General features: G+C 65.7%; 16 protein-coding genes and 2 pseudogenes. 3 read left to right on the top strand and 15 right to left on the bottom strand.

The window, feature by feature from the left end; translation table 11 throughout:
* The first annotated feature begins 390 nt into the window (after nucleotides 1-390).
* Nucleotides 391-855: a hypothetical protein gene (locus ABLE43_RS22430; RefSeq protein WP_348980196.1), complete on the top strand. Its 465-nt coding sequence runs from the start codon at nucleotides 391-393 to the stop codon at nucleotides 853-855.
* Between the two features lie 68 nt (nucleotides 856-923).
* Here the strand turns inward: ABLE43_RS22430 and ABLE43_RS22425 are convergent, their stop codons facing one another.
* The 15 genes and pseudogenes from ABLE43_RS22425 to ABLE43_RS22355 form a co-directional block, all read right to left on the bottom strand.
* Entirely contained in the window at nucleotides 924-1,109 is a 186-nt protein-coding gene (locus ABLE43_RS22425) for a hypothetical protein (protein WP_348980195.1), read from the bottom strand.
* Between the two features lie 183 nt (nucleotides 1,110-1,292).
* Nucleotides 1,293-1,868 carry a hypothetical protein gene (locus ABLE43_RS22420; protein WP_348980194.1) on the bottom strand — a complete coding sequence of 192 codons (576 nt, stop codon included), beginning with the start codon at nucleotides 1,866-1,868 and terminating at the stop codon, nucleotides 1,293-1,295.
* Complete coding sequence (locus ABLE43_RS22415) at nucleotides 1,865-2,386, bottom strand: hypothetical protein (protein ID WP_348980193.1); 522 nt, start codon at nucleotides 2,384-2,386, stop codon at nucleotides 1,865-1,867. Before ABLE43_RS22415 ends, ABLE43_RS22420 begins: the two co-directional genes overlap by 4 nt.
* Nucleotides 2,387-2,481: 95 nt before the next feature.
* Nucleotides 2,482-3,030 (bottom strand): hypothetical protein, encoded by a 549-nt coding sequence (locus ABLE43_RS22410; RefSeq protein ID WP_348980197.1) that lies wholly within the window; start codon nucleotides 3,028-3,030, stop codon nucleotides 2,482-2,484.
* A pseudogene (locus tag ABLE43_RS22405) lies at nucleotides 2,996-3,967 on the bottom strand (hypothetical protein). The gene ABLE43_RS22410 and the pseudogene ABLE43_RS22405 overlap by 35 nt, the downstream one beginning before the upstream one ends.
* Nucleotides 3,907-4,101 (bottom strand): hypothetical protein, encoded by a 195-nt coding sequence (locus tag ABLE43_RS22400; RefSeq protein ID WP_348980192.1) that lies wholly within the window; start codon nucleotides 4,099-4,101, stop codon nucleotides 3,907-3,909. Before ABLE43_RS22400 ends, ABLE43_RS22405 begins: the two are co-directional and overlap by 61 nt.
* A 1-nt stretch (nucleotide 4,102) precedes the next feature.
* The gene (locus ABLE43_RS22395) at nucleotides 4,103-5,773 is read right to left on the bottom strand and encodes an ATP-binding protein (RefSeq protein ID WP_348980191.1); all 1,671 of its coding nucleotides are present in this window, start codon (nucleotides 5,771-5,773) and stop codon (nucleotides 4,103-4,105) included.
* Nucleotides 5,774-5,871: 98 nt separating this feature from the next.
* Complete coding sequence (locus ABLE43_RS22390) at nucleotides 5,872-6,372, bottom strand: RES family NAD+ phosphorylase (RefSeq protein ID WP_348980190.1); 501 nt, start codon at nucleotides 6,370-6,372, stop codon at nucleotides 5,872-5,874.
* Nucleotides 6,369-6,848 (bottom strand): antitoxin Xre/MbcA/ParS toxin-binding domain-containing protein, encoded by a 480-nt coding sequence (locus ABLE43_RS22385; RefSeq protein WP_348980189.1) that lies wholly within the window; start codon nucleotides 6,846-6,848, stop codon nucleotides 6,369-6,371. Before ABLE43_RS22385 ends, ABLE43_RS22390 begins: the two co-directional genes overlap by 4 nt.
* Nucleotides 6,849-6,881: 33 nt before the next feature.
* Nucleotides 6,882-7,418 (bottom strand): hypothetical protein, encoded by a 537-nt coding sequence (locus ABLE43_RS22380; RefSeq protein ID WP_348980188.1) that lies wholly within the window; start codon nucleotides 7,416-7,418, stop codon nucleotides 6,882-6,884.
* Nucleotides 7,415-8,695: a hypothetical protein gene (locus ABLE43_RS22375; RefSeq protein ID WP_348980187.1), complete on the bottom strand. Its 1,281-nt coding sequence runs from the start codon at nucleotides 8,693-8,695 to the stop codon at nucleotides 7,415-7,417. The genes ABLE43_RS22380 and ABLE43_RS22375 overlap by 4 nt, the downstream gene beginning before the upstream one ends.
* A gap of 3 nt (nucleotides 8,696-8,698) precedes the next feature.
* Nucleotides 8,699-9,346, bottom strand: coding sequence for a hypothetical protein (locus tag ABLE43_RS22370; RefSeq protein ID WP_348980186.1), 648 nt, complete (start codon nucleotides 9,344-9,346; stop codon nucleotides 8,699-8,701).
* Nucleotides 9,347-9,478: 132 nt separating this feature from the next.
* Nucleotides 9,479-9,727, bottom strand: coding sequence for a hypothetical protein (locus tag ABLE43_RS22365; RefSeq protein ID WP_348980185.1), 249 nt, complete (start codon nucleotides 9,725-9,727; stop codon nucleotides 9,479-9,481).
* An 85-nt stretch (nucleotides 9,728-9,812) separates the two neighbouring features.
* The gene (locus tag ABLE43_RS22360; protein ID WP_348980184.1) at nucleotides 9,813-10,436 is read right to left on the bottom strand and encodes a DUF7007 domain-containing protein; all 624 of its coding nucleotides are present in this window, start codon (nucleotides 10,434-10,436) and stop codon (nucleotides 9,813-9,815) included.
* A gap of 98 nt (nucleotides 10,437-10,534) precedes the next feature.
* A pseudogene (locus ABLE43_RS22355) lies at nucleotides 10,535-11,292 on the bottom strand (IS5 family transposase).
* A gap of 158 nt (nucleotides 11,293-11,450) precedes the next feature.
* Between ABLE43_RS22355 and ABLE43_RS22350 the strand changes: the two are divergent.
* Together ABLE43_RS22350 and ABLE43_RS22345 are read left to right on the top strand one after the other, a co-directional pair.
* Nucleotides 11,451-11,621, top strand: coding sequence for a hypothetical protein (locus tag ABLE43_RS22350; RefSeq protein WP_348980183.1), 171 nt, complete (start codon nucleotides 11,451-11,453; stop codon nucleotides 11,619-11,621).
* 38 nt (nucleotides 11,622-11,659) lie between these two features.
* Nucleotides 11,660-12,426, top strand: a protein-coding gene (locus ABLE43_RS22345; RefSeq protein WP_348980182.1) for an IS5 family transposase whose coding sequence is annotated in 2 segments (ribosomal slippage) — nucleotides 11,660-11,984 and nucleotides 11,984-12,426 — 768 coding nt in all. Because the reading frame shifts where the segments join, the coding sequence is not laid out codon by codon here.
* Nucleotides 12,427-12,545 lie beyond the last annotated feature (119 nt).

Below are 12,545 nucleotides of genomic sequence, written 5' to 3'. Positions count from 1 at the left end.
CTCCTTTCGAAGTTTCAGCCCGAGGGCACCGGTAAGCTCGGTGGGCAGATGCCATTGCCAACAAGCATCACGTCATCAGACGCACTCCTTTCTCGCGCCACAACGGCGCACACCATCCGCCCTTCTCGGGTCCGCCATAGGCGCGATCGGTTTCGTAGAAGGCGAGGATGTGGCGCATGGATCGGTCTCCGATACGGGCGACATGGTCCGGATCAACCCGCCTGCCCTGCCCTCCCCGCCCCTCTTTCCTCCTGTCGTCGATAGCACGAAGATGCGGGGGGATCGGACGTCGTGGTGCTGGCCGGTACATAGAAAAATAGGACAGGACTATTGACCTATGTTCCCGTATTGTTCTAGTTGGTGCCATACCGATCGAAGGAGGCTGCCGCGATGAAACCGACCGATTTCCTGCACGACTATAATGTCGACCTGCCGCTGATGGACGCGATGAAGGACGAGCAGTTGTCGATCACGCGGCGGCTGCTGGCACGCGCGCTGGTGGGGAGCGGCTACGACGAAGCCTGCTATGCGACGCAGGAGCTGCTGGAGACGTACCTCGAACTCCAGAACGACCGGCGCAAGAAGATCACGCACGGGCAGGGCTATCTGATGGCCGAGGCGGTGCTCGACGCGCGCAACCCGCTGCAGATGCGGCTGTGGTACATTCTCGACCGGATCGAGGTGGGCAAGGCGTTCAGCGACATGGCGTGGCTGAGGGGTCTGGCGCTGCGCCGGGCGGGCATGGTCCGCCAGATGCACGAGGCGGGCATCCCGGTGCCGCGGGTGCCTTCGCCGCACGGTGCCAGTGGGTCGGCCTCGGAGATGATGACGGTCAAGTCGCCGTTCGACGCCTGATACCGGGCCGAGAAGCATGACACGGTCGCGTGAGGGACGACCTCGCGCGGCCGTGCTGCATCTGTCCATTACGCGACACAGGCGAGCAGCGATGCGGTGTCGACGGGTGGCGTCGTGGTGACGCGATAGGGCTGCACCGGATCATCGGTGCCGACGACGAAGCGCTGACCGCCGCCATGATGCCGCTGCTGCACGGCGATCGCGTAGGCGTTTTCGAACGAGGCAAGACGGGCGCGGATGGGCGACAGGGGCATGGATGGTTGTCCTTGTGTTAAGGATTTCGGTGACAAAGTGCTGCTGGCGGACGTTCCCGAAGTGTCGGTGGTTGAAACCCCGATATCGCCGGGTACGTTATGGTGCTTGGTCTCATGGTGACATGGAGACCCTTCGAGGGTGGGACCGTGGGCGGCTGCTACCGTTTGCGGTCCCACTTTGATTCAGGCGGCGACCTGCTCGGGCAATGCGATATCCTCTTGCCCCGACGACGATACATCGCCCGTCGCGACCTGCAGCGCGTGCTGGAGCTGAAGGGCGGTGTCCTCGAACCGGACGCCCTCCCTTGTGGCGACGACATAGCCTCCGCCGAACTCGCCGAGGCGATGCCGGTCGCAGGTACGGGCGTATTCGAACCCGAAGGGCAGGGCGTCATCATCAGCGTCGTGGAACAGGACGCGGTGCAGCAGCCTCCCGATCGCGGACACATCGGCATGGTCGCCGGTGACCGACAGGCGGACGCTGCCATCGGGCAGCGGTCCGGCGGTGACGAAGTCGACCCCGAACTGGACGTGTTCCGGATCGTCGAACAGATCGAGGAAGGTCGCGAACGGGTCCTCGTCGCCCGGCGGGAAGATCTCGGCGAACTCGGGGCCGAGGTCGGCATAGGCCGCGAGACGTTCCGTCCCTTCCGCATCGAGAGCCTCATCAAACTCGAGCATGGTCGCTGTTTCGATGTTCTGCGCCTGCAGGGTGGTGATCGATAGCCCGAAGGCGACCTTGGTGTAGATGTTGCTCATGATGCAGCCCCCCCGCCTTCGGCGAGCCGGACGCGCGCGGTGGCGGCTTCCTCCGGCCAGGCTTGCGTCAGGTTGCCATGCAGGGTCGCGAAGTCGGCGACCGGAAAGCTGCCGTCGGTGCCGGGCCGGGTCACCAGCAGCGCCGAGACGATGACGTCGCGCAGGTCGCGCACGCTGACCGCCTGTGAGCGCGCGTCATATTCGACCGGCGCGGTGAGACCTGCCTCGATCCAGGAGCCAAGGCCGTTTTCGACCAGCTCGCCATAGGTGACGACGGTAGCATCCTCGGCCATCGCCGGATCGATGCGCAGGATCAGGGTCCGGTAGATCCCGAAGTCGTGGTGGTTATCACGGATATCGTAGCCGCAGCCTGCAGGCGGCGGACCGAAGCGCGCGATCAGCGCGGCGCGGTAGGCGACGAGTTCGAGGCGGTTGAGGCGGGCGAAGTTCTCGGTCCGGCCGAGTTGGGCGCAGTCGGCTTCGGCGGGGCCGGCGCCGAGATCGATGTAGTGGGGCATGAACATTCTCCCGGATCATCTGTGATCCGACCCTTCCCGCCCCCTTCTCTCCATGCCTTTCGTGAGATTGGATGCCCTATTGCATCCATTACGGATCAATCGCCGATGATCTCAATATCGTCGTGGAACACGAGGATGCTCGCCGACCCTTTTGCAGACGCGGGATTGTCGAGACGTACGAAAAAGCCTCCGATATGGGCCTGTACGACCTGACCCTCGGCAGTGGCCTGGCCTTCGCGACGGACGCGCACCCGTCGCCCGACCATCGGGTGGTTCGGCGGACGCACCGGCTGCTCGGCAACATCACGGCGCAGGTTCGCAGCCAAGTCGCCGGGTACCACCGCGAACGGTGCGACCAAGGCGATCGCGGCGTCGGCGGTCGTCACCTCCCCCGGTGCGGCGCCCCACCAATAGGCGATCTCATCGGTATCCTTCAGGAACACCTGCACGAAATAGGTCGCCAAGGGTCGGTCCCACCCCACGACGGCGTGCGACACCTCCGGCCGGTCTAAGTGCGCGTCCAACTCGTAACGGCTCATGTCCGGTCCTTCGGATTGGGTAACGACGCGGATGATCGTATACCAAGCTGTACGTTTGCGGGCAGTTCGATCACGCTGCAAGCGGCCTTGCGGGCAGGCCTGCATGAAAGCGATCGAGCCAGTCGCGCATCGTCGGCCGCTCTCCGACCGGGATGGTGGCGGCGACGTCCTGGAAGCGGATCAGCTCCGTCGGCGCGTCCCGCACGATGCGGTCGATCTCATCCCCCGGCAGCAACCGTTCATGGCGGATGAACAGCGTCACCGACCCCGGCCGCGCCTTGGTCGAGCGCCGCCACAGTCCTTCGACGGTGTGCAGCCGCGGCGCGGCGCGTGCTTCGACCAGCACGATCAGCCGCAGGCACCATGCCGGCAGCTCGCGAATCTCTTGCGGCCTGTTGGATACGCACAGCCAGCAAGCCGACTTAGGGGGCACCGGCAGACCTTCGGCCTCGATCCTGGCAGTGCAGGCGTCGCGGTCCCAGCCCCACTCGCGCAACGGGTACTAGCAGTCATAGAGCGGATCGTCGATCGCCAGCGCGTGGTTTGCGCGCTGCGTGTCGCGCGGTCCGGCGTCATAGCCGATCAGGCGGATGACCCGCTGCCCCCGCTCCCACGCCGAGATCGCGGGCGACCAGGACCGGAGGAACGCATCCTGTGGTGCCTTCTTGTATTTCAGACTGCACGAGCTGCCGCCGAGCGATTTGCTCGGCAGCGTGGCGTTGGTCAGGCACATCTCCAGCAGCCCGTAATAGGGCGGCCAATGCTTGAACCGCTTGGGCTGGTAGGAGACGATCTCGTGGTGGATGCCGCGCGCCCGCATCCACGGTCCGATGACGTCGAGATAGGCGTAGGTCTCCGGCTTCTCGACCGCGGTGTCGGCGGTCAGCACGAGATCGGGTGCTTCGCCGCGTGCGACCAGTTCGACCAGCAGGGCGGTGCTGTCGACACCGACGCCGTAGGCAAGGACGCGGGGCGGCGGGATCACGCTGTCGCCTCGTCGGCCGGGTGGCTGTCGAACGGCGCTCCCACCGCCTCCAGCCATTCATCGGAAAGCCCAAGTGCGGCGATGCGAGAGAATAAGGCAGCGCGCAAATCGATCGGGGTGAAGTCCAGGCCTTGCGGGTCGTTCGAGATGACGCTGAATGCGATCGTGACCGCATGATCGTAGCGCGCCATCTCAGGCCGCCACCAGTTCGAGCGGGGATAGCGATACAGAGACCTCGGTCTTGTCGAGCCAGATCGTTGCCGCGCGCCCCTCGGGGATGAGCCAGCGGCATTGCAGCATCAGCGTTCGCAGCCGCTGCTCGATCGCTTCGTCGGGGCCGACCATGAGGGTGGTAATCCGCTCGGCAGCCTGGGTGCGAAACGCATCGCGCTGGGTCGCGGGGCTGTCACAGTCGCTGTCGCTGCTGACCGAGAAGATCGCGCGCTCGAACAGGTCGACCATGTCGCTCGGATCGGCATCGCAGTCCCGCACGATGAACAGGCCGACCTCCTCGGCTTCCCGTCCTCCCCACGCGTCGCCCGCGAACGCGACATCGGTCGCGGTCGTCGTCGTGGCGCTGGCACCGGCATGCGAGAGCGTCATCACCAAGTCGATCGCATCGACGAAGCCGCTCTCGATCGCGGGGTTCGCGTCGCCGGCGATATCGATCGTCGCGACCTGTTCGCCTGCAGTGACGCGGAAGGCGACGTCCTTGACACGAGCCAGCGTGTCGTACCAGCGGTAGCCGGCGAACCGTTCCTCGCCATGCACGAGCGGCGCGTCGATTGGATTGTGCCGCCCAAGACAGCGCGCCAGCGGCTGCGCGACGATCGCGGGCAGGTCGGGCATGACGGTCATCGCCAGCCCGGTGACGGGCTGTCCGCTGTCGTAGCAGTCGCCATCGGCGATCGCGGGGAACCAGCCCTCGAGATAGGCATCCGCCTCGGACAGCTCGATGCCCATGTCCCGCGCAACCGACCAGTCGGTGTGGGACAGGCGGTGCGAACCCGACGCCGCGATCGCGCGGAAGATCGTCGCATGAGCGGCGGCACGAAGCGCGGTGAGTGTGTCGTTCTGGACGACTTCCTTGCGCGCCGGCAGCACCAGCTGCAGGTCCGGGGTGTCGAGTATCTCGACCCGCACCGTCCAATGGCGACCACGATCGACCTCGATGACGATGGGCAGCTCGCAGCCAATGGTGAGGCCGTGGAAGTTCAGCCGCGGATCGGCGCGGCGATAGTGCGACGGCATTTCGCGGAGCACGCCGATCCGGCTGCCGTTCCAGTCCTCGACATGGACCGCATCGGCGAGCCATGCCCGCTGCTCGACCTCGATGCCGTTCCACGACACGGGCAGCGGATAGTAGCGCGCGACGCGAGCTACCGCCTGGGCGATCTGCAGGCGCCAGTGCTTCGGCATTACCAGGGTGATCTCGGTGCCACCGGCGATCGGGTCGGCGCACACGTCGATAGGTTGGCCGCTATCCCAGCCATCGGCGGGAATGTCGGCGCGCCATCCGCTGGCGGCGGTGCTGGAGAACGAGCGGATCGTCACCGCACGTCCGGCAAGGCTGAAGACGCCCATGCCCGCCGGATCCTCGCGACGCCGGGTATCGTCCGACCAGTCCGAACGCCCGAGCGTCAGGATCGAGGAGGGATCAGCGATGCCGTGGCCGTCGTCGGCGATGCTGAAGACCGGATCGTCGGCCGTCAGGTCGGCGGTGACGGTGATGCGGCTTGCCCCAGCGCGGCGGCTGTTCTGCAGTAGCTCGGTCAGGATGTCGTCGAGCGAGCCGTTGAAGAGGCGACCGACCTTCGAGATCGTCTCGGGCGCGACGCGGGCATGGATCGTGGGCGGCAGCATGGGGCAGGTCTCCGGCAAGGCCGGGACCATTCCCCGGCGATACCTTCATCCCTCCCCCTTCTCTCCGACCAAGAACCGCAGTGGCTTCAACAAGGAGGTCACGCTTCCGGGAGATAGCTGCGCCGATCGAAGCGCGGATCGTACAGCCATTTGCGGACCTTGCGCGCCGTCACCCGGGCAATATCAGGGTGCTCGGGGTTGATGAGGATGTTGCGCTCCTCGGGCACGATGACCGAGGGAACCAGCAGGATCAGCGAGCGGCGGCTTTCCGCCCATCTGGTCCCGAACATGGCGCTGACCATCGCCGCGGGCTGGGCATCCCAGCCCGGATCGATCCGCTGCGGATCGACCGTCTCGGCTGCGGCCCACAGGTCGTCCGGAATCTCGATCTCGACCAGATAGCGGTTGAACGGCAGACCCGCGGCATTGAGATGCACCACGGTTTCGAGACAGGCCAGCGCCCGGCTCTCCGCCGCATACAGCAGCGGCACACCGACGTCGTTCCATCGCCCGCCGGAGATCCTGGCACCGGCGCCCGACAGGTCATCGGCCGTATAGCTTCGGGTATCCGTCGCGATCCGCCATGCCGAGCGGGTCACGCATAGGCTCCGCCCTGGATCTGCATCAGCGTGCGCGACACCAGCGCCTGCCCCTCCATCGTGTCGAGAAGGTCGATGGGACGGTCGTCGCCAAGCGCGGGCAGCGGTTCGCGCAACCACGCCGACAGCCATGCCGCGGTATCGAAACCGGGCGCGCCGCCCGCTTCCTCGACCATCGCCTCGACCTGCCCCACGAGGCGGGCGAGACCGATGACCCGTTCGCCGTCCTCGATCGACAACGGCTGATCGCGTACCGCCTTCTTGTTTACGGTCGCGGTCTTCAGGTTGAGCGCATCCATCATCACCTGCTGATCGAAGTGAAGCTCGTTGATGAAGTGCTTCACCTTGCGCGCCGACACCCCCTGTCGGATGAGGCGGATGCGTTCGACCGGCGAGGCGTGAAAGATGCCCGCATAGGGAAAGGCGGGGGTATGCGTTGTGGCGCGTACACTCTGTTCTGTAGCGATGCTGGACATGCGTTGCTCCTTTGAGCGATAAGATAGCTATTTTTATCGATATAGGAAGTGTTGGTGACGTTCTACCCGCAGCCTGTCGACCAGCGCCGCATCCGGGTGGGTCTGAATGAGCCGTTCAAGCGCCTCAGTCGGCAGCAACGTCGGATCGAGGCGCGGCCCCTTCGCCTTCGGCGTCAAGCGACCCATTGCCAGCAAGCGACGTCGGTTACGAACTTCAACCAGCAATTCGCCACGTTCCCGCCAGCTAAAGACGCGGTCAAGCCCGGACAACCATCCGCCACGCGCATCGACCAGCATCGTCTCGCATCGCGCGAGGTCATCATCGTGGCGGCATTCCCGGATCTGGCTCACGGTCAGTTCCCGTGCCGTCCCCGCAACGCGCCGATAGAACTCGCTACTCGGCTGCTCGATGGCGAACAGCCGGTGCATGTACCGTACCCACGTCCCCATGGTCTCCCACGCATATGGCTTCGTGACCGTCCGTTCGGCGCGGCGATACGCGCGCTCTGGCGGCAGGCACCGCGGCGGACGCTTGTCGCCAAAGAACAGGTCGGGTTGACGGGCGCTCATGCTGCCTGCGCCATCAACCGCGTTGCCCCGGCGAAGGCGCGTAGCGCGCGCCCCATCGCTTCCCGCAACCGGGCCTTGTTGGTCACGACGATGGTGGGGTCGAGCGGTACGCCTCCCGCGGTGGCGTATCCGTCTGCCAGACGGCCCGCCCCGGTTTCGATGCGCACGAGATGCCCCCGCACCGGTGCCGGACCGACATGCCGGGCGGTGAACTCGCCAAGGCGACCGCTGAGGAACGGCAGCGTCTTGCCCCAGCGGATGTGACCCCCGCCGATGGTGTCGCCGACACCACGCCCGCGGCTGAGCCACAGCCGCAGCTGCGCGCGCTGTAGGAGGGCGGAATTGCGGGTCCGCTCCATCGTGCGGCAGAGCGGCAGCACGTCCGCCATGCCGTCGATGACGCGCAGCGCCTCGCCCTCGGCGATCACCAGCAGGTCGTCGTACTCGCGCCCGGCGATCAGCGCGCGCAGTTCGGCGCGATAGTGCGGCTGCCCGAGCAGCGCATCCGCTCTAGCCGCCGTCAGCGGGCGCGTCAGGTCAGCCGTGTCACCACATGCGAAGCCGTCCGCCCCGATCGCCACGACCGTCATAGCCTGTGCGGCGATATGGCCGCGCACCCGGTCCAGCAAACTGGCATCGCCGATCAGTGCCAGACGGCGCGCCCACGACGCCGGGCGGGCGGCATCGTCGGGCTTGGGCCAGGCGCTTGGCAGCGGACGTCCTCGCACCGGCATGACCGTGGGTCGCGGTGCGTTATCCATGCGCAGCGCCACCAGATTGGCGCGGCGGGCGGCATCGAACGGATCGGCGACATTGCCCCCGCCCTCGACGAAACCGAGGTCATACGCCGCGAGACGCTGGGCGGTATCAGGACGCAGGCTGCGCCACGGACGCGGGTTGTAGTCCCATCCGGCGTGGGCGGCATACCAGCCATCGGCGAAGACGACCGCCTCGTCCCAGTCCAGTGCATGGCGGTCGCGGGCAGTGAGGATGGCGAGGTCGCGGGTCGAGATCGTGCCCTCGTCCGCCTGGGCGTCCATGAACGCGAAGTTGTCGGCCCGGCGCTTCGCCTCTCGCGCTGCATCGATCGCGTCGTGGAACGGGCGCAGCGCCTCGACCCGCTGGCGCGAGCGTGCCTGGCGCGCCTCCAGCGGCTGATCGTGGGGCAGCTCGGGGAAGGCGCGCCAGATCGCCGCCAGCGCCTCGGCCTCGTTGTCCGGTCGGCCCCGCGCGCGCCAGTGGTCCGCGTCCCCTGGACGGAAGCTATCGTTCCGCATCGCTCAGGCCGCCTGAGCGATCGTGTGGATCGACCGCGACGGCAGGACCGGCACCATCGCAAGGTCGCGGACGATGCGCTCGGCCAAGGCGGGCATGTCCAGCAGCTCTTGCAGGCCGACGCGATGCGGCCGACCGCCGCAGTCGTCGTGCCGCCCACGCACCCGCCGGTAGCTGACCGTGCAGCGGTCGCGGGTATAGCCGAACCCCAGCGTCACGCAGATGGTGTCGCCGTGCAGGACCGACGTGCCGGTCAGGCCGACGTCAAGGTCGATGCGTACCTCGAACGTCCCGATCGCCGTACCAAGGACTGACGCCAAGCGGGTCAGCACAAGCCGCGCCTGTTCGTGGAAGCGCTCCACGATGCCGTCGTTCGTGAGGCCCGCCTCGGCGATCGCGATCAGAAGCCGTTCGTCGACATTGGTCGCGATCTGCTGCCGGCGCTGCTGCTGCACGACCTCCGTGACGCCGTGCGCGCCGATACGGCCGAGATGGCAGGCGAGGAGCATGGTCGCCGGGTCGTGCTCGGGCGCGACGACCGCGCGACCGCAATCCTCGACCGCGCGGGTCAGTGCGTTCAGCGTGGCGGTGATGCTGGTCAGCGCGGCGGGATCGAGTGCCTGACGCTGGCGCTGTGCGGTGTCGAGGATCATGGGGGCTGGCTCCGGTTGCTCCGCGCGACTTCCCGCGCGTGCAATCTCCCATCCCTCTCCTCTCCCATGTGCCCTGGTGTGGTTCAGTCCGTTCGCGTCGTCAGCTACAGGATAGATGCACGGCGGATCCTGCTACCGATCGTTGTCGTCACCGATCAGCCCAAGGTGGTGGCGAACATATCCGCCGACGAAGATGTAGGCGAAGTTCAGCGGCAGCCCGACTGCCATCCAGACCCATAGGTGCTTGCCGGCAGCAGAGGTACATAGCCAGTATAGCGCGGTGCCGATGATGAGGATTTCGATCGTCCCGACCAGCTCACGCGCCATGGATCGCCGCGAGAAGGCATCACCCCAACTGAACTTGCAGCGTGCATCGCTCATCGGAAGAGTCCTTCCACCTGGGGTCGAGCATAGCCGGCGACGCCGTCTCTATCATTGCCGGCGTATCGCTTTTGAATGATCCGCTTCAAGACAGCGGTGGTGGCCTATCCAGCATCGTCGCATCGAGGCTCTCGAGCGTGTCGCCGTCTCCTCGCGTCCTGTAACGGTCCGCGTCGACCAGGCCCCACTTCTCGCGTGCCGTATAGGTCGGGTGCACGAGCGCATCGACGCCTTCGACTTCGCGAAAGACGACGCCGACCTTGCCCGCCGGCACCCAGGCTGCCCAGTCGCCCCACGCCGCACCCGCGACGTACTGGCCGATCGCTGCCTGATAGGCGGCACGCCGGCGCAGGATATGGCTATCGCGGGCAGCGATCGTCTTGCCGGTGAACGCGCCATATTGCTCGGGCAGCCAGTTGCAGGCGATCTGATGCGCGATCGGCAATTCGATTGCGAGATACGGATCAGCTGCGGCGCGCAGCTCGGCCTCGAAAGCGAGCACGACGCGCGTCCACTCGACATCCTCCTCGTAGAAGACGCTCTCGCACCGCAGCGAGTCCGGCATCCCCGCTTGCCGTTCGTCGGACAGGACGAAGCCGCCATGGCTCGCGGTGGTGACGTGCCAGATACCCGGTAGACGTTCAGTGGTGGTGTAGGGTGGCCCCCAGATAGTGAAGGTCGGCGCGCAGGTGTGCTGAAAGGAGGGCATGGAATACAACTCCTGATCGGGTTCACCCCCCTGCCTCTCCCTCTCCGCTTTCAGTCACGAATGACGCAGGGGTCGGTTCAACTAGGCCGGATCGACATTCATCGTAGCCAGATCATGGCAGCGGCGAGATGGACGAAGCCGGTGAAGTGGATGATGCGGCGGTCGTAGCGAGTAGCGAAGCGTCGGAAATGTTTGAGGCGACCGAAGCATCTCTCGATCTGGTTGCGATGCTTGTAGATGAGGGCATCGTGCGAGATGGCGACCTTGCGGTTGCGCTTGGACGGGATCACCGCCTCGGCGTTCATCGCAGCGATCTGACTGCGCAAGTCATTGCCGTCATACGCCTTGTCGGCGAGCACCGCTTTGCCGCGCTGGCCTTCGAGCAGGGCGGGTGCCGAGGCGATGTCGCTGGCCTGCCCGGGCGTGATGCGAAACCGCAAAGGTCGGCCGAACGTGTCGGCGAGCATGTGAATCTTGGTCGTCAGTCCGCCTCGGGAACGCCCCAGCGCCTGATCCTTGCCCCCCCTTTTCCGCTCGCCGCCTGCTGATGGGCGCGAACGATGGTGCTGTCGATCATCAGATACTGATTGTCGCGATCCACCGTCAGCGCCTCGAACACCCGCTCCCAGACGCCAGCGTGGCACCAGCGGCTGAAACGCCGATGCACCGTCTTCCACTTGCCGTAGCGTTCCGGCAGATCGCACCAATGCGCGCCAGAGCGCAGCACCCACAAACATCCGTTCACAAACAGCCGGTTATCCGAACCCGTTCGGCCAGGATCAGCCGTCTTGCCCGGAACCAGCGAGGCAATCCGGGACCATTGCGCCTCGCTCAACTCGTACCGCCTGATCCCCATTATCCGCTCCGCGCCATAACACGGATGCTTATGAACCACCGTTCAGCGCGTTTGGGAATCCTGAATGTCGATCCGACCTAGGTTGTGAACCCATAAACGGTTGAGCGTTCTGGCTGGCTGGCTACAACGCGGCAATGGGGCAAGGACCAGCATTGTTTGTGGCGCTGCTGATGGCGGCGGGGATCGTCCGGACGCTTATCAGGGGCAATGCCGCAGCGGGTGAAGGGCTGTCGCGAGAGGACGAGCCGCTGGCATTTTGGGGCGTCGTCGGAACTGCCGCTGTTGTCTTGGTCGTCATGCTGTACATCGCGTGGACAGCTCACAGCTGAGGCTTCCCTCCGGAGCCGTCTCGTGATTCACGCTCTGCATGAGCCGCTATGACCTGACAGACTTCGAGTGGCGCGTGATCGAGCCGCTGCTGCCCCACAAGCCGCGAGGCGTGCCGCGCGTCGATGACCGGCGCGTACTGAACGGCATCTTCTGGGTGTTGCGGTCGGGGGCACCGTGGCGCGACCTGCCGGAGCGCTATGGCCCGCGCACCACCTGCTACAACCGCTTCAATCGATGGCGGCAGGCGGGCGTCTGGGATCGGCTCATGACCGCCATCAGCGCCGCGCATGACGGCGAGATCCAGATGATCGACAGCACCTCTGTTCGCGCCCACCAACAGGCTGCGACGGCAAAAAAGGGGGTGCGGATAACTGCATCGGTCGATCACGTGGCGGGCTCACGACCAAAATCCATGTCGTCGTCGACGCACAAGGGCTTCCGATCCGGCTCGGCCTAACGGCCGGACAGACGCACGACGGGCAGATCGCGGACGAGCTGCTCGACCATCTCGGCCCGCGCACCATCGTGCTGGCGGACAAAGCCTATGATGCCAACCGCATCCGCGAGATGATCCAGGATCAGGGCGCGACGCCCAACATCCCGCCCAAGAGCAACCGGCGCTGGAAACCCTGCTTCAGCAAGCGCCTCTACCGTGAGCGCAACCTGATCGAGCGGTTCTTCTCCAAGCTCAAGCACTTCCGCCGGGTCGCCACCCGATACGACAAGCTCGCCGCCAACTTCTTCGCCATGGTCCAGCTCGCCTCAATGCGGCTGTGGCTCCGCGCTTATGAGTCTACGGCCTAGAGGCTGTTATGGACTTGTAAGCGGGGCTGATTCACCCGTTATTGAATGAGCATTTGCCGCAAGCCGTATCCCTCTGATGTCAGCGAGGAGGAATGGTCGCTGGTGGCGCCGTACCTGCT

Origin of the sequence: Sphingomonas silueang, assembly GCF_040049155.1 — a bacterium.
Taxonomy (GTDB): Bacteria; Pseudomonadota; Alphaproteobacteria; order Sphingomonadales; family Sphingomonadaceae; genus Sphingomonas; species Sphingomonas silueang.
The sequence above is the reverse complement of the archived record's forward strand: the minus strand, read 5'-3'. Positions and strand labels throughout refer to the sequence as shown.

Excerpts from the sequence above, each read along its gene's own strand:
- ABLE43_RS22375 (WP_348980187.1), bottom strand. The coding sequence starts at position 8,695 with ATGCGGAACGATAGCTTCCGTCCAGGGGACGCGGACCACTGGCGCGCG.
- ABLE43_RS22410 (WP_348980197.1), bottom strand. The coding sequence starts at position 3,030 with ATGCAGGCCTGCCCGCAAGGCCGCTTGCAGCGTGATCGAACTGCCCGC.
- ABLE43_RS22425 (WP_348980195.1), bottom strand. The coding sequence starts at position 1,109 with ATGCCCCTGTCGCCCATCCGCGCCCGTCTTGCCTCGTTCGAAAACGCC.
- ABLE43_RS22360 (WP_348980184.1), bottom strand. The coding sequence starts at position 10,436 with ATGCCCTCCTTTCAGCACACCTGCGCGCCGACCTTCACTATCTGGGGG.
- ABLE43_RS22420 (WP_348980194.1), bottom strand. The coding sequence starts at position 1,868 with ATGAGCAACATCTACACCAAGGTCGCCTTCGGGCTATCGATCACCACC.
- ABLE43_RS22400 (WP_348980192.1), bottom strand. The coding sequence starts at position 4,101 with ATGGCGCGCTACGATCATGCGGTCACGATCGCATTCAGCGTCATCTCG.
- ABLE43_RS22365 (WP_348980185.1), bottom strand. The coding sequence starts at position 9,727 with ATGAGCGATGCACGCTGCAAGTTCAGTTGGGGTGATGCCTTCTCGCGG.
- ABLE43_RS22430 (WP_348980196.1), top strand. The coding sequence starts at position 391 with ATGAAACCGACCGATTTCCTGCACGACTATAATGTCGACCTGCCGCTG.
- ABLE43_RS22370 (WP_348980186.1), bottom strand. The coding sequence starts at position 9,346 with ATGATCCTCGACACCGCACAGCGCCAGCGTCAGGCACTCGATCCCGCC.
- ABLE43_RS22395 (WP_348980191.1), bottom strand. The coding sequence starts at position 5,773 with ATGCTGCCGCCCACGATCCATGCCCGCGTCGCGCCCGAGACGATCTCG.
- ABLE43_RS22415 (WP_348980193.1), bottom strand. The coding sequence starts at position 2,386 with ATGCCCCACTACATCGATCTCGGCGCCGGCCCCGCCGAAGCCGACTGC.
- ABLE43_RS22385 (WP_348980189.1), bottom strand. The coding sequence starts at position 6,848 with ATGTCCAGCATCGCTACAGAACAGAGTGTACGCGCCACAACGCATACC.
- ABLE43_RS22380 (WP_348980188.1), bottom strand. The coding sequence starts at position 7,418 with ATGAGCGCCCGTCAACCCGACCTGTTCTTTGGCGACAAGCGTCCGCCG.